Annotated in this window: 14 protein-coding genes; 8 read left to right on the top strand and 6 right to left on the bottom strand. The window is 67.5% G+C overall.

What is annotated here, in order from left to right; translation table 11 throughout:
• Positions 1 to 4: 4 nt before the first annotated feature.
• Together ACIQC9_RS12470 and ACIQC9_RS12465 are read left to right on the top strand one after the other, a co-directional pair.
• Positions 5 to 718 (top strand): glutathione S-transferase family protein, encoded by a 714-nt coding sequence (locus ACIQC9_RS12470; RefSeq protein WP_400616332.1) that lies wholly within the window; start codon positions 5 to 7, stop codon positions 716 to 718.
• Positions 719 to 922: 204 nt separating this feature from the next.
• On the top strand, positions 923 to 3,304 hold the full coding sequence (locus ACIQC9_RS12465) for a DUF4062 domain-containing protein (protein WP_400616330.1): 2,382 nt from the start codon (positions 923 to 925) through the stop codon (positions 3,302 to 3,304).
• 320 nt (positions 3,305 to 3,624) lie between these two features.
• Here ACIQC9_RS12465 and ACIQC9_RS12460 read toward each other — a convergent pair whose 3' ends face one another.
• Together ACIQC9_RS12460 and ACIQC9_RS12455 are read right to left on the bottom strand one after the other, a co-directional pair.
• On the bottom strand, positions 3,625 to 4,134 hold the full coding sequence (locus ACIQC9_RS12460) for a cytochrome C (protein ID WP_400616328.1): 510 nt from the start codon (positions 4,132 to 4,134) through the stop codon (positions 3,625 to 3,627).
• A gap of 93 nt (positions 4,135 to 4,227) precedes the next feature.
• The gene (locus ACIQC9_RS12455; RefSeq protein ID WP_400616326.1) at positions 4,228 to 4,455 is read right to left on the bottom strand and encodes a cysteine protease; all 228 of its coding nucleotides are present in this window, start codon (positions 4,453 to 4,455) and stop codon (positions 4,228 to 4,230) included.
• A gap of 271 nt (positions 4,456 to 4,726) precedes the next feature.
• Here ACIQC9_RS12455 and ACIQC9_RS12450 point away from each other — a divergent pair, with 271 nt between their 5' ends.
• Entirely contained in the window at positions 4,727 to 6,715 is a 1,989-nt protein-coding gene (locus ACIQC9_RS12450) for a DEAD/DEAH box helicase (RefSeq protein ID WP_400616323.1), read from the top strand.
• Positions 6,716 to 6,784: 69 nt separating this feature from the next.
• A complete protein-coding gene (locus tag ACIQC9_RS12445; protein ID WP_400616320.1) occupies positions 6,785 to 7,633 on the top strand; it encodes a Ku protein in 849 nt (282 codons plus the stop codon).
• Here ACIQC9_RS12445 and ACIQC9_RS12440 read toward each other — a convergent pair.
• The gene (locus ACIQC9_RS12440; protein ID WP_400616318.1) at positions 7,630 to 7,812 is read right to left on the bottom strand and encodes a DUF3606 domain-containing protein; all 183 of its coding nucleotides are present in this window, start codon (positions 7,810 to 7,812) and stop codon (positions 7,630 to 7,632) included. The genes ACIQC9_RS12445 and ACIQC9_RS12440 overlap by 4 nt on opposite strands.
• A gap of 24 nt (positions 7,813 to 7,836) precedes the next feature.
• Entirely contained in the window at positions 7,837 to 9,015 is a 1,179-nt protein-coding gene (locus tag ACIQC9_RS12435; protein WP_400616316.1) for an MFS transporter, read from the bottom strand.
• Positions 9,016 to 9,113: 98 nt separating this feature from the next.
• Between ACIQC9_RS12435 and ACIQC9_RS12430 the strand changes: the two genes are divergently transcribed.
• The gene (locus tag ACIQC9_RS12430; RefSeq protein WP_400616314.1) at positions 9,114 to 10,019 is read left to right on the top strand and encodes a LysR family transcriptional regulator; all 906 of its coding nucleotides are present in this window, start codon (positions 9,114 to 9,116) and stop codon (positions 10,017 to 10,019) included.
• Between the two features lie 82 nt (positions 10,020 to 10,101).
• Here ACIQC9_RS12430 and ACIQC9_RS12425 read toward each other — a convergent pair whose 3' ends face one another.
• Positions 10,102 to 10,578, bottom strand: coding sequence for a hypothetical protein (locus tag ACIQC9_RS12425; protein WP_400616311.1), 477 nt, complete (start codon positions 10,576 to 10,578; stop codon positions 10,102 to 10,104).
• Between the two features lie 101 nt (positions 10,579 to 10,679).
• On the opposite strand from ACIQC9_RS12425, the gene ACIQC9_RS12420 reads away from it, so the two are divergent.
• The gene (locus ACIQC9_RS12420; protein WP_400616308.1) at positions 10,680 to 11,255 is read left to right on the top strand and encodes a hypothetical protein; all 576 of its coding nucleotides are present in this window, start codon (positions 10,680 to 10,682) and stop codon (positions 11,253 to 11,255) included.
• Between the two features lie 10 nt (positions 11,256 to 11,265).
• Here ACIQC9_RS12420 and ligD read toward each other — a convergent pair whose 3' ends face one another.
• Positions 11,266 to 13,857: a DNA ligase D gene (gene ligD, locus ACIQC9_RS12415; protein ID WP_400616305.1), complete on the bottom strand. Its 2,592-nt coding sequence runs from the start codon at positions 13,855 to 13,857 to the stop codon at positions 11,266 to 11,268.
• Between the two features lie 129 nt (positions 13,858 to 13,986).
• Between ligD and ACIQC9_RS12410 the strand changes: the two genes are divergently transcribed.
• Positions 13,987 to 16,824, top strand: coding sequence for a M16 family metallopeptidase (locus ACIQC9_RS12410; RefSeq protein WP_400616303.1), 2,838 nt, complete (start codon positions 13,987 to 13,989; stop codon positions 16,822 to 16,824).
• Between the two features lie 108 nt (positions 16,825 to 16,932).
• Entirely contained in the window at positions 16,933 to 17,355 is a 423-nt protein-coding gene (locus tag ACIQC9_RS12405) for a PleD family two-component system response regulator (protein WP_400616300.1), read from the top strand.
• Positions 17,356 to 17,420: the final 65 nt, after the last annotated feature.

Below are 17,420 nucleotides of genomic sequence, written 5' to 3'. Positions count from 1 at the left end.
CGGCATGACCGACTACACCCTCTACTACTGGTCCATGCCCTTCCGGGGACAGTTCGTGCGCGCCGTGCTGGCCTTCGCCGGGCGGGGCTGGGTCGAGGTCGGTGACGACGCCATCGCCGACCTGATGTCGGGGCCGGTGCGGGACATGCCCGTGCCCTTCATGGGGCCGCCCCTGCTGGTCGACCACCGGGCCGACGTCGCCATCGCCCAGACGACCGCCATCATCCTGTATCTGGGCGAGACGCTGAACCTGCTGCCGGCCGACCCGGCCGCCCGCGCCCTGACGCTGAAGATCGTCGCCGACGCCAACGACGTGATCGACGAGCTGACGCTGGACGGCGGCCGCCAGATGTGGACCGACAAGCGCTGGGCGGAGTTCGAGCCGCGCCTGCGCAAATGGATGTCGTTCTGGGAGGAAACCGGCCGCCGCCACGGCCTGAAAAACACCTCGGGCGTCCTGCTGGGCGGCGACGCGCCGGGCGTGGCCGACGTGGTCACCGCCGTCCTGTGGACCACCATGGCCGACCGCTTCCCCGCGCTGGACGCCCTCCTGAAAGACGAGGCCCCGCTGACCGCCGCCCTGTCGCGGCGAGTGGCGGCGCGGCCGGAGCTGGCGGCCTTGGCTGACCGGGCGAAGGCGGACTACGGCGAGGCGTGGTGCGGGGGGAGGATTGAGCGGTCGTTGCGGACGGTGCTGAGGGACGTGAGCGGCAGATAGTGGACGCCCGGTTCTGACTCGTTGCGGATTCCGGAGACTTTTCCGGCATCACGCTTACCCAAACAATATCCAAGCATGGCGTTGCGCCGTCCGAGCGTTGATTGCCGACCGGCAGATACGTCATGGGCGCACGCCAAGTAACTTTACGCCGCGCGAGACGGTGCGCATGGTTAGCGTATGGTTCGATCGCAGAAGATTCTCAGCGTGTTTCTCGCATCGCCCGGAGACTTGGGTGACGAGCGCCAGTTCGCCCGCGACTGCGTGGCCGAGTGGAACTCTGTCAATGCGGAACGGACCGGTTGGCTCGTCGAGTTGCTCGGATGGGAAGACACGCTGCCGCAGGCCGGCCGCCCTCAGGAGCTGATCAATCGAGATGTTCGCCGATGCATGCTCTTCGTCGGCATGATGCACCGCCATTGGGGAAGCGAAACAGGTAACGGATATACGTCGGGCTTCCATGAGGAATTCACTCTCGCTTCGGGCCTCTACGAGAGCGAGGGCAGGCCGCGGATCGCGTTGTTCTTCAAGAACCCGGGTGCTGTCGGCGACCCCGGCGAGCAACTGAAGCAGGTGCTCGCCTTCAAGGACACGATCAAAACATCTAAAAAATACCTCTACAAAGAGCTCGAGTCCGAAGCAGCGGCTTGGCAGTCGGGGTTTAGGCGAAATCTGCACAAGACGATTTTCGAGCTAATCGATGAACTAGACGTCGGCTCCCAAGTCGGTGACGCTGCCACCGAAACCCCCGAGCCAGCGAACGCAGCCGATGATCGCAACCCGTCCGCGAGTGAGACGGGGCAAGGGCTAAGGCTTGTCGAGATCCAGTCTTTGGTTGAGCGCCTCGCGGGCATCTCGCCGGCGGACGATGTACCGGCCGAGGAGATCGCTCGGCTTCGGTTGCTGGGGGCGTCGTGGCATGTCGCAGGTCTATCGGAGACCTATCTTGGGACCCATGATGCGAACGTGATCCTGCGGGGCGTCGCGACATCGAAGCTTTCGACGCCTGAGGTCATGGGATTGATCGAAACGGGTCTCGCCAACATCGCGTCGCAAACTACGCCGCTCTGGCGCTGGGTCGCGCGTGAGGACACTGACTTTGACTACCTGAAGGCCTTGGCGATCTGGGGCGACGACGACACTTTGCGTATTGGGGCGCTGAAGGTATTGGCGTGGGGAAAGGTGCCGCTAGACTTGTCCTCGTTCCCTCCCGACCGCATGGGAGAATCAGGCACACCGCTCCGCGATGCATTCTATGAATACTTGTCGCAGCAGGATGGTGAAGACAGCCTTTCATTGTTGCAGGCGGAGTTCCAGAAAGCCGACTATAAGAACGAGGTAGCTCTTGTCGCGGCGCTCTTGCGGCGTCTATCGAGACAATCCTCGGATGCGCCCATTCGCTTCTTGGCGCTGGATAACGTCACGCCGCCCTACGGAAGACGCTCCAAGCCAGATTGGGCGAGCCTGTCGCATTTTACCGACGATGAGCTTCGGACAGCCTTTCGGCATCGGGATGCCAATGTTCGGAGAGAAGCCGCGATCCAGCTCGGGCGCCGCGATTTGCTCTCACACGACGAGAAGCTGGCCCTGCGCAATGATCCCTCGGCCTCATTGCGCGCTGCGGGCGTACAGATCGCCATAGAGGACGGCGAGGCCCTATCTCTTATGGACGCTGAACGTATCATCGTGCGCCGCGCGAAGAATGCGCTAATGCAGTCGCCTGAAGGTACTCATCAGTATGAGCAGGTGCGCAAACACCTGTTGGAAACATTCACGAATGAGAGCCTCCTCAAGGAGGCGGACGAAATCTACCAGCCCGCCGAAGATGCTTACGAAATCCTGTTGCGACGGGGATGGAAGGGGCGGGCGGACGCAGCTCGTCGTGCGGTGAGGGAAGGCTTCAAATCCCACTTCGACGACATACTCGCCCGACGTCGTGCAGTTCTCGGCGATGCCGCCGCGGCGCTGGCTCTGCCCGCGAACTTGGGCGTAATTTATGAATACCGCGCCAGCAGCATGATACGCGCGGCCCTTAACGTCATCGGGGAGAAGGGCGGCAAGATAGACCTGTCACTATTCCGGCATGCCCTAACGACACCTTATTTCCACATGGTCGAGAGCGATTTTCTGTTCTTCGGCAAGTACGGCGAGTGGTCGGATATTCCGGCGATCGCGCGCGCGAGTCGGAGCAAGGGCTCTCTGCTCAATCCGGAGTACGTGGTGCCGGTCGAGACCGTGGCGGCTACTATCGTGCGGATCGCCAAGGGCCGCGAGCGGGAACTTCTCGCCCTTGACCTGCCGGATGATGTGCGGGTCGCGTTGCTGAAACGACTGCCGAAGGCTGCATTCGCGAGACTTCCCGAGCCGCTTCTGGTGACGATGCTGAACCTGAAAGCGGATTCCGTTCGTCGCGTCGTCGCGATCCGCTGCGCCCGCGATCTCACGAAGGCGAGGTGCGAGAAGCTTCTCAGTCTCTGCTACGCAGAGGGCACCTATTTCTACAATGTCGTTCACTGGCTCGACCTTGCCGTCAGCATGGCGCGTCCGGTCGTTGAGCAAGTCACCACGTCGCTGTTGCTGGACGACTGACGGCTCAACCCTCTGCAAGCGGGGCGTCAGAAAATGGACGTCGCAGATGGTCAGGACGTCGCCCGCTCGGAGACGTGTCAACGACAGCTACTGGCTCAAAACCGCTGTTGGTGTCATGTCATGACGCCATAACCCTCTGATCCTCCTCAATAACCCTTAAGGCTGCACCCCTTCTGCGCCCCATACGTAGAGGCCCGCTTACGCTCCCGCCCCTTCGAAACGGGTTTTGGCGATGGTCATAACGGCGGGGTGCAGGCGGACGATGAGATGGGCGAGAGAGGTCGGCATGCGGGTTCCGGTCGCGTGGCGCGGTGCAACGGCTATCTGGCCGGGGGCCCCGGCGGCGTCACGCCGGGCGGCAGCGGGGCTGGCGCCGGTTGGCCGCGATCGCCCGGCAGGGACTTGATGTACCGGTAGATGGCGCGCTTGTCGTAGTCGGACATGTTGCGCACGCTCGGCCACGGCATCGGCGGCATGCTGGAGCCGGTGGTCAGCAGCTGGACCCACTGATCCTCGGTATTTTCGGCGACGGTCAGACGCAGGTTCTTGCCGTAGCTGGTGCCCCATGGCCCGGTATGAGGCTCAGGGCTGCCCTTGAGCCATTCGGCCTCGGCCGGCTGGGCGCCGCCCGTACGGGCGTAGAGGGGGGTATGGCAGTCGTTGCAGCCGCTGGTCGCGACGATGTAGCGGCCGGCCTCGATGTCAGAGGCGGCCATGACGCGCGGCGCATCGCCCGGCCGCCATTCGGGGCCTGCCGCTCCGCCCGGCTGGCATCCCGCCAGAAGGCCGCCGCACAGCAGCGCGGCGGTCGTGACGACGATCTTGAACATGTGTGAGGTCCCCATCCCTTCCGGGATGAAGCGTCAGGGGTGGCGCGCCGTCAAGCGGGTCCGGGGCGCCGGGGCCCGTGGACCGGTCGATCGCTACAGGCCGCGCGCCTTGCGGCCGCTCCAGCGGCGGCTCTTCGGAGACGATCGGCCCTGTGTCTGTGACTGCGAGGGACGGGCGAGTTTTCCGGCCTGCCGCTGTTGATAGAGCTCCCACGCAAGGGTCGCGAGCGCGAGCTTTCCGGCGTGGCGGCCGGCGAAGCGACGCCCGCCCTTCGACAGAAGCAGGCCGCCTAATGCGGTGGCGATGCGGGACAGGGCCATGTTGATCTCCGATATCTGTGCTGAACGCCCGGAGATCATGGTCAGTTCTCAGGTCTGGTGTCGCACCTGCTGTGCGGGCGGCAGCGGTTTCGGTCATCGCCATGCTGAGAGAGGGGCAGCCGACGCGGGACATGCGTACGGGCGGCCTCTCTGCATTCGGGGCCGGGCGTGCTAAGGCCCCGGTTTGGCCGCCTTTGGGGCATAGTGGCGGCGCCCCCCTCCTCCGACTGCTTTCGCCGCGCCCTGCCCGCGCCGCCCTGGACCGTTTCCGATGCCCTTCCCCGCCAGCCACCCCGCGCTCGATCGCGCCCTTTCCGAACGCGGCTACGCCGAGCCGACGCCGGTGCAGTCCGCCGTGCTGGAGGCCGAAGAGGGCCGCGACCTGCTGGTCAGCGCCCAGACAGGCTCGGGCAAGACGGTGGCGTTCGGACTGGCGCTGGCCACGACGCTGCTGGGCGAGGCCGCGCGGTTCGCGGACAATGCGGCGCCGGTGGCGCTGGTGATCGCGCCGACGCGCGAGCTGGCGCTGCAGGTGTCCAAGGAGCTGGAGTGGCTGTACGCCAACACCGGGGCGCGGATCGCGACCTGCGTCGGCGGCATGGACCCGCGGGCCGAGCGGCGGGTGCTGGACCGGGGCGCGGCCATCGTCGTGGGCACGCCGGGCCGTCTGCGCGACCATCTGGAACGCGACGCGCTGGACCTGTCGCAACTGAAGGCCGTGGTGCTGGATGAGGCCGACGAGATGCTGGACATGGGGTTCCATGAGGACCTGACCTTCATCCTCGACGCGGCGCCGGCCGAGCGTCGGACGCTGCTGTTCTCGGCCACGATCGCGCGCGAGATCGCCCAGCTGGCCAAGACCTACCAGAGCGACGCGATCCGCATCGACACGACGTCGAAGAACGTGGCGCACGGGGACATCGAATACCGGGCCATCCGCGTCGCGCCGCACGAGGTCGAGCACGGGGTGGTCAACGTCCTGCGCTATTTCGAAAGCCCGGGCGCGCTGGTGTTCGCCAATACGCGCGAGCGGGTGAAGCACCTGACGGCGTCGCTGCGGGAGCGGGGCTTCTCGGTCGTGGGCCTGTCGGGCGAGCTGACGCAGTCGCTGCGGTCGGAGGCGTTGCAGGCGCTGCGGGATGGGCACGCGCGGGTCTGCGTGGCGACCGACGTGGCGGCGCGCGGGCTGGACCTGCCGGATCTGGGGCTGGTCATCCACGCCGAGATCCCGGTCAACAAGGCGACCCTGCTGCACCGCTCGGGCCGGACCGGCCGGGCGGGCAAGAAGGGCGTGTCCGTGCTGATGGTCACCCATACGCGGCGCCGCAAGGTCGAGCTGATGCTCCAGTCGGCCTCGATCAACGCCGAATGGGCCGGGCCGCCGAGCGCCGACGACATCCGCGCCAAGGACCACGAGCGGATGATGACCGATCCGGTGCTGATGGCGCCGGCGGACGAGGACGCGATGGCGCTGGGCAAACAACTGCTGGAGCGGACCTCGCCCGAGCATGTCGCCGCCGCCCTGATCCGCCTGTATCGCGAGAAGCTGCCGCCCCCCGAGGACGTGCAGGACGACGAGCGGATGAAGCGGGCGCAGACGTCCGGCGTCAACGAGCGCGGCCAGCGCGACGGGCCGCTGGTCGACTTCGCGCGCGGCGGGGCGATGAGCTGGTTCCGGGTCAACATCGGCCGGGACAAGAACGCGGACCCGAAGTGGCTGCTGCCGCTGATCTGCCGTCTGGGGCATGTGACCAAGCGCGACGTCGGCTCGATCAAGATCTTCGACCGCGAGACCAAGTTCGAGATCACCGAGGAGTCCGCCGCCAAGTTCCGCAGCGCCATCGCCCAGGCCAACGATGAGGGCGTGACCTTCCAGGACGCGGTGGCCCCGGCGCCGGGCGAGAAGAGCCTGCGCAAATGGGACAAGCCGGGCGGCGGCGACGACCGTCCCGCGCGGTCCGACAAGCCGTTCCGCAAGTCCCGCGACGACGGCGATGCGCCCAAAAAGGCCTGGGCGCCTCGCCCCGAGGGCGGGCCCGCGAAGAAGCCGTGGACGCCGCGTCCCGATGCGGCGCCGGCCCCGGACACCGGCGACAAGCCGAAGTGGGTGAAGCGCACCAAGGACGCGCCCACGCCCGCCGGCAAGAAGCCCTGGGTCGAGAAGCCCAACGCCGGCAAGAAGCCGTGGACCCCGCGTCCCGGCGGCGCCCCGGCCGGGGACAAGCCGTGGAAGGGCAAGCCGAAGAAGCGGCCGGGCTGAACCGCCTGACTTGAACGACTCCCCCGTCTCCGCGTTCGACTCCGCGCATGCGTGCGGAGGATCAGGATCATGGCTGCAAGACCGACCTGGCAGGGGCATCTGAAGCTCAGCCTCGTGACGTGCCCGGTGGCGCTGTACACCGCGACGTCGTCGAGCGAGCGCGTCAGCTTTCACCTGATCAATCCGGACACGAACAACCGCATCCGCATGGTGGCCACCGACCCGGACACGGGGCCGGTCGAGCGGTCGGATCTGGTCAAGGGCTTCGAGGTTTCGAAGGACGAGTACGTCCTGTTCGACGACGCCGACTTCGACAAGGTGAAGCTGGAATCGACCCGCACCATCGACATCGGCCAGTTCGTCGACGAGGACGAGATCGATCGTCTGTACTGGGACGACCCCTTCTATGTTGTGCCCGAAAAGGGCGTCGGGACCGAGGCGTTCGCGGTGATACGCGAGGCCATGAAAGGCGCCGGCAAGATCGCCATCGGCTCGGTGGTGATCCGGGGCCGCGAGCGGCAGCTCGCGCTGGAAGTGCGCGGCAAGGGTCTGGTGGCCTGGTCGCTGCGGCCGCACGAGGAGGTGCGCGACGTCGACGACTATTTCGACGACATCCCGGCGGTGAAGGCCGACGCGGAGATGGTCGAGATCGCCGAACGGATCATCGGCCAGAAGGAGGCGAAATTCGATCCGTCGAAGTTCGTCGACCGCTATGACGACGCCCTGAAGGCCATGATCAAGACCAAGCAGAAGGGCGGCAAGGGCCTGGTCGAGGCGCCCGAGCCGGACGACACCAATGTCATCGACCTGATGGCGGCGCTGCGGTCCAGCCTGAAGGGCTCGGCGACGGGGGCGAAGAAGGCTCCGGCCAAAAAGGCGCCCGCGAAGAAACCGGCGGCGAAGAAGAAGGCGGCCTAGCGCTTCTTCCCGAGTTCCGCCGCGATGTCTTTCGTCAGGCGGCCGACCTTACGGTGGGCGGTGGTGATCTGGTCGGCGGTGACGCCCCAGCGTTTGGCCCAGTATTCGACCGCCTTGCGCTCGGACAGGTCCAGCCGGTCCTTGTCGATGAAGCCGCGCTTGTCTTTCAGGCCAGCCATGGTCTCTCCCTTGCCGGGAGCAGTCTAGCGCGGATCGGGACAGGCCGCGCGGATTTCCTGCCGCCGGGGCCGGGCCAGCCACAGGATCATCAGCAGGCCGGCGGCGGCGGTCCCCGCGCCGGCGAGGGCGACGGCGGGGAGGCCGAGCCCGGCGCCGATCACCGCGCCGCCCAGAGCCGCGCCCAGCGCGTTGCCGAGGTTGAAGGCGCCGATGTTCATCGCCGAGGCCAGATTGGGCGCATCTCCGGCCGCGGCCATGACACGCATCTGCAGCGGCGGGACGAGGGCGAAGCTGGCCACGCCCCAGAAGAAGATCAGCACCGCCGTCGGCCCGGCCCACGGCATGGCGAAGGCGAAGGCCACCAGCAGGGCTGCGAGCAGGCTGAGGGTGACGATCAGGGTGCGGTCGACCGAGCGGTCCGCGAACCTGCCCCCGACCCAGTTTCCGACCGTAAGGCCGAGGCCATAGGTCACCAGCATGGCGGTGACGAAGGCGACCGAGGCGCCGGTCTGCTGTTCCAGGATGGGAGCGATATAGGTGAAGACGGTGAACATGGCGCTGGAGCCCAGCACCGTCAGGGCGAGCGCGGCCAGCACGGGCGTGCGGCTCAGGACGCGCAGCTCCGCGGCGACGTTGCCGGACGCTGGGGCGGCGAGGTTGGGCAGGGTGAAGCGCAGGGCGGCCATGGCGACGAGGCCGAGCGCCGCGATGCCCCAGAAGGAGGCGCGCCAGCCGATCTGCTCACCGGCCCATGTGGCCAGCGGCACCCCGACGACATTGGCGATCGTCAGACCCATGAACATCGCGGCCACGGCGCCCGCGCGCCGGTTCTCGGGCACCAGAGACGCGGCGACGATCGAGCCGACGCCGAAGAAGGCGCCGTGGTTCAGCGAGGTGATCAGGCGCGAGACCAGCAGCATGTCGTAGCTGGTCGAGATCGCGGACAGCAGGTTGCCGAGGGTGAAGATGGCCATCAGGCCGATCAGCAGGGTCCGGCGCGGGATGCGGCCTGTGGTCAGGGTCATCAGAGGCGCGCCCAGCACAACCCCGAACGCATAGGCGCTGACCAGCAGGCCGGCGGCCGGGATGGAGACGTTCAGATCCTCGGCCATGACATTGAGCAGGCCCATGGGGGCGAACTCGGTCACGCCGATGCCGAAGGCGCCGGCCGCGAGGGCTAGAAGGGGCGGATTGATCTTCATCTCGGGTCCGTTGCCTGTTGTCGGCGGCACAGATGGACGCCCCGGGCGCGCGGGACTAGAAGCGGTTCGGGACAAACATCCTTGATCTGCAGGCACAGATGGCGCGCGAGGCAGTGGACCGGACCGGCGAGATGGAGGTCTTCACGGCCGCCATCGCCCACGGCAGTTTTTCCGGCGCGGCCCGGGCGCTGGGCCTGACGCCGTCGGCGGTCAGCCGCACGATCGGACGGATCGAGGCGCGGCTGGGGGTGCGGCTGATCCTGCGCACCACGCGGGCGCTGAGCCTGACAGCCGAGGGGCAGGCCTATCTGCACGGCGCGCGCCGGGTGCTGGCCGATCTGGACGATGTGGAGCGCGCGATCGCCGATCAGGGCTCGCCGCGCGGGCGGGTGCGGGTCTCGGCGGCGCTGGCCCATGGCCGCCTGTGCGTGACCCCGGCGCTGGGCGAGTTCGTGGCCCTCTATCCGCACATCGTTGTCGACCTGAGCCTGACCGATACCGTCGTCGATGTGGCTGCCGGACAGGCCGACGTGGCGATCCGGTTCGGGCCGCTGGCCGACAGTCCGCTGATGGCGCGGCGACTGGGCGAGACGGGCCGGACCATCGTCGCCTCGCCCGACTATCTGGCGCGGCGGGGGACGCCGGCGACGCCCGAGGCCCTGCACGACCACAACTGCCTGAACTTCAACTTCCGCCGCGCCGAACCGGTCTGGCCCTTCCGCCGGGACGGGCGCGATTATGCGCTGGCGGTGCAGGGGAACGTGGAGGCCAACAACGGCGACACCCTGGTGCAGCTGGCCTGCGAAGGGGTGGGGATCGCGCGGGTGGGCAGTTTCAACGTCGTCGACCACCTCGCCGCGGGCCGACTGATCCCGCTGCTGGAGGCGTTCAACCCGGGCGACCGGGAGGCGATCCATGCGGTGTTCGTGGGTGGTGCGAACATGCCGGCGCGGGTGCGGGTGTTGGTAGACTTTCTGGCGGAGAGGCTGGGGGATCCGGCGTAGGGGGCGGGCGCTGCCAGCTTACCGACCGCCTGGAACTTTCAGCAGGGTGTCGAAGGGCGACATTATCCGAAGGTGTCTGGATCTACTCAATGCGGCCCCAGCAGCTGGCAAGCTGATTCACAACGTTGCTGGCCCACTCGTAGTAAACCGTTCCGCCTTTGAGGGTGAGGTCGGTAGTGGAGCCATCCGAGTTCATCGTTCGGAATGATAGAGATAGCGAGTAGCCATCCTTGATTGTCGGTGGAATGGGGAGCGGATCTGGCGCAACAAGAAGCGACGGTGGTGATACCGGGATCGGTGGAAGCCCATCCATAGAACCGGCGATGACGCTCAGAACCGGACAGTCTTCGGAGGTGATGCTTTGGGAGCCGCCCTGCCAACTGCGGACGGCACGCCAGGCTATCCGATCGCGATCCGCTTGAGACCGGACGGGGCGAGCATGCGCCGGGCTGACGGTTATGACGTGAGCGGGTGTTTGATCGATGGCTCCAACATCTATGGTCACCAATGCCGCCGGATAGTGCTGAACCGTCAGCGCGGTAAGGATCAGGTGGATCATGACTCGACCTACCGACCCTTTGCCTTGAAGTCGACATGCAAAGAGTCGGATGTCGGCGGACATCGGCAGGTCAGATGGAGCTGTTTCTGAGCGAGGCGAGAATGAAATTGCTTGTTACTCTGGTGCTGGCGACCTTTTCGATCGGAACGCCCGCTTTCGCCCAGCTGCCGGTGTCCCCGCCCCGTTACGGTTCGGATGCGAGCTGGGAACACTCGCGCGGCGGCGCATTGTTGATCGGCTATGCAAGCGAGGGCAGTGGCCGCTGGATTTCAGAGTTCTATCTGATGCCCGGTCTCAGTGCAGGCGGAGAGCCTGTCGTTTTCGCGCGACGCGCGCTGGATTCCTGGGACGCGCAGGAACAGATCAGGTGGGCGGACAGCCGGACCTGTGAGGGCATGCTGAGCACTCTCCGGCTTGTGGACCAGCTCGAGATGCCGGTGGTGGTGATGCCGCTCGACGATCAAGCCCGGGCCCGGCGACGCGCACTGGGCCATTCTACGCCGCCCATGCCCGATGGGCCGGGTCCGATGGTGTTCTGGGCGCCTTCAGCCGGACCGGTCGGCGTCGAGTTCCGGCTGACCACCTATGGCGGACCATGGCCCGAGTGGGCCGGCGCGATGTCGCGAGTGCTCGCGCCATGCTGGACGGACGAGGTCCCATCGCGCGGGCGAGACTGACGCGCGTCGGTCAGAGCCCCATCTTCTTCAGCACCGGCTTCAGGCTGACCTCGCCCTTGCGGAAGTCTTTCCACGGGTCGGGCTTCTTCAGCAGGGCGGCGACGTCGTGGAGAGTGTAGGCGCGGGGGTCGAGGCCGGATTTGACCTGTGACCAGCTGAGCGGGAAGGCGACGCCGGCGCCGGGGCGGGCGCGGGGGGACCAGGGGGCGACGGCGGTGGCCATGCGGCCGTTGCGCAGATAGTCGAGGAAGATCTTTCCGCCCCGCGCCTTCTTGGCGAGGGTGGTGGTGAAGCGGTCGGGTTCGGCGGCGCGGACGCGTTCGGAGACGCCCTTGGCGAAGGCCTTGCACTGGTCCCACTCGACCCGGCTGCGGGCGTCGCCCTTGATCGGGACGACGACGTGCAGACCCTTGCCGCCAGTCGTCTTGACGAAGGGGGTCAGGCCCAGACCCTCGAGCTCGGCCTTCACCCGTTTGGCGGCGGCGATGACGTCGGCGAAGTTCAGGCCCTCGTCGGGGTCGAGATCGAAGGTGACCTGTTCCGGCGTCTCCGGATCACCGGGCTTGCAGCCCCACGGGTGCAGCTCCAGCCCGCCCGACTGGCCGATGGCGACGAGGCCGCCGACGTCGACGACGGTGACATAGGGCTGTCGCTCGTGGACGTCGATCAGCTTGAGGCGCGGGTTGGAGCCGGCCATGGCGTGGCGCTGGAAGAAGGTCTGGCCGGTGATGCCGTCGGGCGCGCGGATGATGGAGATCGGGCGGTCGGCGACGTGGGGCAGGATGCGGTCGGCGGCCATCTCGTAATAGAGGGCCAGCTCGCCCTTGGTGACGGCGCGGCGGCCGTCGGCGGCAGGCCACAGGATCTTGTCCGGATTGGAAATGGTGACGCCGGCGATGATGGTCTTGCCTTTGCCGGCCTTTGGAACGGACTCGCCGGGGACGTGGAGATCGGCGGCGATCTTGTCAGGTTTTCCTGACTTACTGACGGGTGTCGGGGGTTGCGGTTTTTCGGTCACCTCGGCGGCGGCCTTGTCGTCGCGCAGGCCCTTGAAGGCGGCCTGACGGAGCGAGCCGGACTCGGTGTAGCCGCCGTGCTCCAGCTCCGCGACGAGGACGGGCCTCAGCCAGTGGATGTCCCTGCCGCCGCGCGGGGCGGACTTGCCGGCGAAGGGGCTCTTGTCCGAAGCGGCGGATTTGAGCGCGGGCAGCAGGGTCTTCAGCAGGGGTTGGGAATATCCGGTGCCGACGCGGCCGAGATAGCGCAGGCCGCCCTCCTCTTTCACCCCCACCAGCAGGGACCGGAAGCGGCTGCCGTTCTCCGACGACCAGCCGCCGATGACGACCTCGTCCCGGCCCCGGCATTTGGACTTGAGCCAGGTCGTCGAGCGGCCGGCGGAATAGGGGGCGTCCAGTTTCTTGGAGATGACGCCTTCCAGATCCATGCGGCAGGCGCTTTCGAGGATGGCGGCGCCGGTGGTGGCGAAGTGGTCGACGTAGCGGATGCGTTTGCCGGCGGATTTCGGAATGCGGTCGAGATGGGCCTGCAGCCGGGCCTTGCGGTGGGACAGGGGCAGGGCGCGCAGGTCCTCGGCGCCCTCGGTCAGCAGGTCGAAGGCGAAGTAGATCAGCGCGCTGGTCTTCCGGTCGGCGATGGCGGCCTGCAGGGCGGAGAAGTCCGGCATGTGGTCGGCGTCCAGCGCGCAGAGCTCACCGTCAACGACGCCGTCGGGCCATGAGGCGGCGTCGGCGACGACCTCGGGGAACTTGTCCGACCAGTCGTGGCCGCGGCGGGTGTAGAGTTTCGCCTTGCCGCCGCCGGTGGCGATCTGGACGCGGTAGCCGTCGAACTTGATCTCATGCGCCCAGCCCGCGCCGCCGGGCGGATGGTCTGCGACCTTGCACAGCTGGATGGGCAGGAAGGCGGAGGGCTTTTTCAGCGTCGCCTCGCGGGCCTTGGCGACCGGTTTGGCGGGGCCCTTTTTCGCGACCGGCTTCGAGGAGGTCCATTCCGTCTTGCCCTCGGCGATCTCGGCCAGAGAGCGGCCGGTGGCGACGGAGGCGTCGATCTCCATATTGGCGTCGCCCTCGCCGGAGACGGCGTGCTCGTCCTTCTCCTTGATCAGCAGCCAGTTGTTGCGCTTCGAGGGCTTGCCGCGATCGGACTTGAGCCGGACCAGCGCCCAGCCGCCCTCCAGCCGCTCGCCGTGCAGGATCATCTTGACCGAGCCCTTGGCGAAGTCGGCCTCGAGCGTGTCCGGATGCTGCGGCTCCCACGTGCCGCGGTCCCACATCTGGACGGTGCCGGCGCCGTAGTTGCCGGACGGGATGGTCCCCTCGAAAGAGCCGTAGTCCAGCGGATGGTCCTCGACCTCTACGGCGAGGCGTTTGACCGAAGGATCGCGTGAGGGGGCCTTGGTGACAGCCCAGGACTTGAGCACGCCGTCGGCCTCGATGCGGAAGTCGTAGTGCAGGCGCGTGGCCGCGTGACGCTGGATCAGATAGCGCAGTTGCGTCGACTTGACGCGCGTCTGCTTCCCCTTGGGCTCGGGGGTGTCGGAGAAGTTCCGTTTGGCCTGATAGGTCTTGAGTTCGCCGCGCAACACCGGTCTCCGGATTGTCTGCGGCGAGTCCAACGCGCGACGGGGCAGGCTGTGCCGTAATAATTACCGGGGCTTGCCGAGCGCTGTTCCCCGGGTAAGGTCGCCGCCGCAATCAGGGGACTATCCAGCATGCGTTTCGCCACCCTCGCCGCCGCCGCCGCGCTTCTCGCCGCCGCCGCTCCCTCTCTCGTTCTTGCGGAAACCGCGCCGGTCGCGATCCAGACCACGGCGCCGCAGGCGGCCGAGCTGCGCGGCGCGCCGGTGTCGGAGCTGGTGTCGCGGGTCGATATTCCGTGGAAAAGGTTCCAGCTGGACAACGGCCTGACGGTGATCGTCAACGAGGATCGCAAGGCGCCGGTGGTGGCGGTGTCGGTCTGGTACAACGTCGGTTCGAAGGACGAGCCTGCCGGATCGACCGGCTTCGCCCACCTGTTCGAGCACCTGATGTTCGGCGGCTCGGAGAACTCGCCCACCAGCCACATCCAGACGATGAGCGCGGCGGGCGCCACGGGCCTGAACGGAACCACATGGTTCGACCGCACCAACTACTTCCAGACGGTGCCGACCCCGGCGCTGGAGTACACCCTGTATCTGGAAAGCGACCGCATGGGCTATCTGCTGGGACAGGTCGGGCAGGAGGTGCTCGATCTGCAGCGGGGCGTCGTCCAGAACGAGAAGCGTCAGGGCGACAACCAGCCCTATGGCCTGACCTACTACAACACCCTCGCCGCCCTGTTCCCCGAGGGACACCCCTATCGCCACTCGACCATCGGATCGATGGCCGATCTGGACGCCGCCAGCCTCGAGACCGTGCGCAACTGGTTCCGCGAGAACTATGGCCCGAACAACTCGGTGCTGGTGCTGTCGGGCGATATCGACGAGGCGACGGCCCGCACGCTCGTCGACCGCTATTTCGGCCGCATCCCGCGCGGTCCGGTGAACACCCCGGCCGAGGCCGATGTGCCGACGCTGGCCGCGCCGGTCGAGGAGGTGTTGCATGACCGCGTGGCCCAGACCCGCATCAGCCGCACCTGGGCGACGCCCGGTCTGCTGGATCCGGACACCATTCCGCTGAACGTCGGCGCCTCGATCCTCGGCGGCCTGTCCAGCTCGCGCCTGGACAATGCGCTGGTGCGCGGCGACCAGACCGCCTCGACCGTATCGGCGGGCAATCAGGCCTTCCAGCGCGTCAGCATGTTCAGCTATTCCGCCATGGTGAAACCGGGCGAGGACGCGCGGGCGGTGGGCGCCCGGATGGACGCCATTCTGGCGGACCTGATCGCCAACGGCCCGACGCAGGACGAGATCGACCGGGTCGTGACCCAGTACGTATCCGGCCGGATTCAGGGGCTGGAGCAGGCCAACGGCAAGGCCTCGGTTCTGGCCGAGGGCCAGCTGTATGCGGGCGATCCGAACTTCTACAAGACCCAGCTGGAGGCCTATGCGGCGGTGACGCCGGCGCAGGTTCAGGCGGCGCTGCGCAAGTGGCTGACCCGTCCGGTCTACAGCCAGATCGTCGAGGCGGGCGAGCGCGAGGCCTATGTCGAGGCCGCGGCGACGCCGGCCGGCGCGACCCCGGTTCCGGCCGAGCCGATCCAGCGCGTGGCCCGCGACGCCAAACCGACGGTGGGCGAGGTCTCCAACGTCGACTTCCCGGCCGTCGAGCGCGCCCGTCTGTCGAACGGGATCGAGGTGGTCTACGCCCGCTCGACCACCGTGCCGGTGACCCGCGTGGCGCTGGACTTCAACGCCGGCACCGCCGCCGACCGCGCCGATCGTTTGGGCGCCCACACCCTGATGATCAATCTGATGGACGAGGGCACCACGACCCGCGACTCTATCGCGCTCGCCGAGGCGCAGGAGCGTCTGGGAGCCAGCATCAACGTGACCAGCTCGACCGACCGCACGACGGCCAGCCTGTCGGCGGTGACGACCAACCTCGATCCCTCGCTGACGCTGCTGTCGGACGTGGTGCGCAATCCGGCCTTCGCCCAGCCGGAGCTGGATCGCCTGAAGGCCCAGCGTCTGGCGGCGCTGGCCAATGAGAAGACCCAGCCGAACGCCATCGCCGCCCGCGCCCTGCCGCCGCTGATCTATGGCTCCAACAGCCCCTATGGCCGTCCGTTCTCGGGCACCGGGACCGAGCCGGTGATCACCGCCCTGACCCGCGACGACATGGTCGGCGAGCACGCGGCGTGGATCCGCCCGGACAACGCCAAGCTGTTCGTGGTCTCGGACCTTCCGCTGGCCGAACTGACGCCGAAGCTGGAGGCCGCCTTCGGCGACTGGCGCGCGCCCGCCGCACCGAAGGGGACGAAGGACTTCACCGCCGCCGTGCCGGACACGACCGCGCGCATCGTCCTGATCGACCGGCCGCAGTCGCCGCAGTCGCTGATCTACGCCGGGGAGGTCCTGCCGGTGTCGGGGACCGACGACAATCTGGGCCTGACCACGGCCAACGTCGTGCTGGGCACCGACTTCCTGTCGCGCATCAATGCCGATCTGCGCGAGACCAAGGGCTGGTCCTACGGCGTGCGCGGCGCCGTCAGCACGCTGGAGCATCGCTCGCCCTACATCATCAGCGCGCCGGTTCAGGCCAATCGCACCGGCGAGTCGATCGCCGCCCTGCTGGCCCAGTACAACCGCTTCCTCGGCGCGGAGGGCGTTACGGCGGCGGAACGGGAGCGCACCGTGCTGGGCGAGACCCGGGCGCTGGCCGGCAGCTACGAGACCTCGGGCCAGATCCTCGGCGGCCTGCGGTCCAACGACCTGTACGGCCGCCCGGATGACTATCAGGAAAATCTGGCCGGCCGGATCAACGCCCTGACCGCTGAACAGCTGGACGCCGCCGCCCGCGCCAACATCAACCCCAACCGCTTCGTCTGGGTAATCGTAGGCGACGCCTCGGTGGTCCGTCCGCAGCTGGAATCCCTCGGCCTGCCCATCGAGGTCCAGCCCGCCCCCTGATCAGGCACGCCATCGACAGCCGGCCCCGGGAAACCGGGGTCGGCGCGATAACGTCAGGGTAGTATTTTCACTGTACCCATGGTCCCCGCGGCAGCGTGGAGGATCGCGATGCAGAGGAAACCGGCGTCGGGTCGCAGCGGACGCCCGCGCCTGCTGGTCGCGGACGACGATCCCATGGTGCGCGACATGGTGCTGATGCGTCTGGCCGCCGCCGGCTATGACACCCACACGGCCCGAAGCGGCGCCGAGACGCTGGAGCGGATCGTGGCGTTGAAGCCCGACGCCGTGCTGCTGGACATCAACATGCCGGGGATGGACGGGTTCGAGGTGCTTGAGGCGCTGCGGACCGGCATGCCCCATCTCGATCTGCCGGTGCTGATGCTGACGGTGCGGCAGTCGGCGGAGGATGTGCGCCGGGCGCTGGAGCTGGGCGCGCGGGATTATCTGGTGAAGGCCGCCCTGGACACCCAGTTGCTGCCCCGGGTGACGCGCATGCTGAAAAGCGCGGGCGGCGCCGCAACGGCGGCCTGAGCTAATTTCGACGGGTTCCGGGCAGGTCGTGCGTTGAGGGAGTCACGACGCGCACGACAGAGGAT

Source organism: Brevundimonas sp. NPDC092305 (assembly GCF_044755415.1).
GTDB lineage: Bacteria > Pseudomonadota > Alphaproteobacteria > Caulobacterales > Caulobacteraceae > Brevundimonas.
This window is presented reverse-complemented; position numbering and strand designations above follow the sequence as displayed.

Bases quoted from the DNA above. Each gene is read 5' to 3' on its own strand.
- ACIQC9_RS12460 (WP_400616328.1), bottom strand. From the start codon at position 4,134: ATGTTCAAGATCGTCGTCACGACCGCCGCGCTGCTGTGCGGCGGCCTT.
- ACIQC9_RS12445 (WP_400616320.1), top strand. From the start codon at position 6,785: ATGGCTGCAAGACCGACCTGGCAGGGGCATCTGAAGCTCAGCCTCGTG.
- ACIQC9_RS12420 (WP_400616308.1), top strand. From the start codon at position 10,680: ATGAAATTGCTTGTTACTCTGGTGCTGGCGACCTTTTCGATCGGAACG.
- ACIQC9_RS12470 (WP_400616332.1), top strand. From the start codon at position 5: ATGACCGACTACACCCTCTACTACTGGTCCATGCCCTTCCGGGGACAG.
- ACIQC9_RS12430 (WP_400616314.1), top strand. From the start codon at position 9,114: ATGGCGCGCGAGGCAGTGGACCGGACCGGCGAGATGGAGGTCTTCACG.
- ACIQC9_RS12425 (WP_400616311.1), bottom strand. From the start codon at position 10,578: ATGATCCACCTGATCCTTACCGCGCTGACGGTTCAGCACTATCCGGCG.
- ACIQC9_RS12450 (WP_400616323.1), top strand. From the start codon at position 4,727: ATGCCCTTCCCCGCCAGCCACCCCGCGCTCGATCGCGCCCTTTCCGAA.
- ACIQC9_RS12435 (WP_400616316.1), bottom strand. From the start codon at position 9,015: ATGAAGATCAATCCGCCCCTTCTAGCCCTCGCGGCCGGCGCCTTCGGC.
- ACIQC9_RS12405 (WP_400616300.1), top strand. From the start codon at position 16,933: ATGCAGAGGAAACCGGCGTCGGGTCGCAGCGGACGCCCGCGCCTGCTG.
- ACIQC9_RS12455 (WP_400616326.1), bottom strand. From the start codon at position 4,455: ATGGCCCTGTCCCGCATCGCCACCGCATTAGGCGGCCTGCTTCTGTCG.
- ACIQC9_RS12410 (WP_400616303.1), top strand. From the start codon at position 13,987: ATGCGTTTCGCCACCCTCGCCGCCGCCGCCGCGCTTCTCGCCGCCGCC.
- ACIQC9_RS12440 (WP_400616318.1), bottom strand. From the start codon at position 7,812: ATGGCTGGCCTGAAAGACAAGCGCGGCTTCATCGACAAGGACCGGCTG.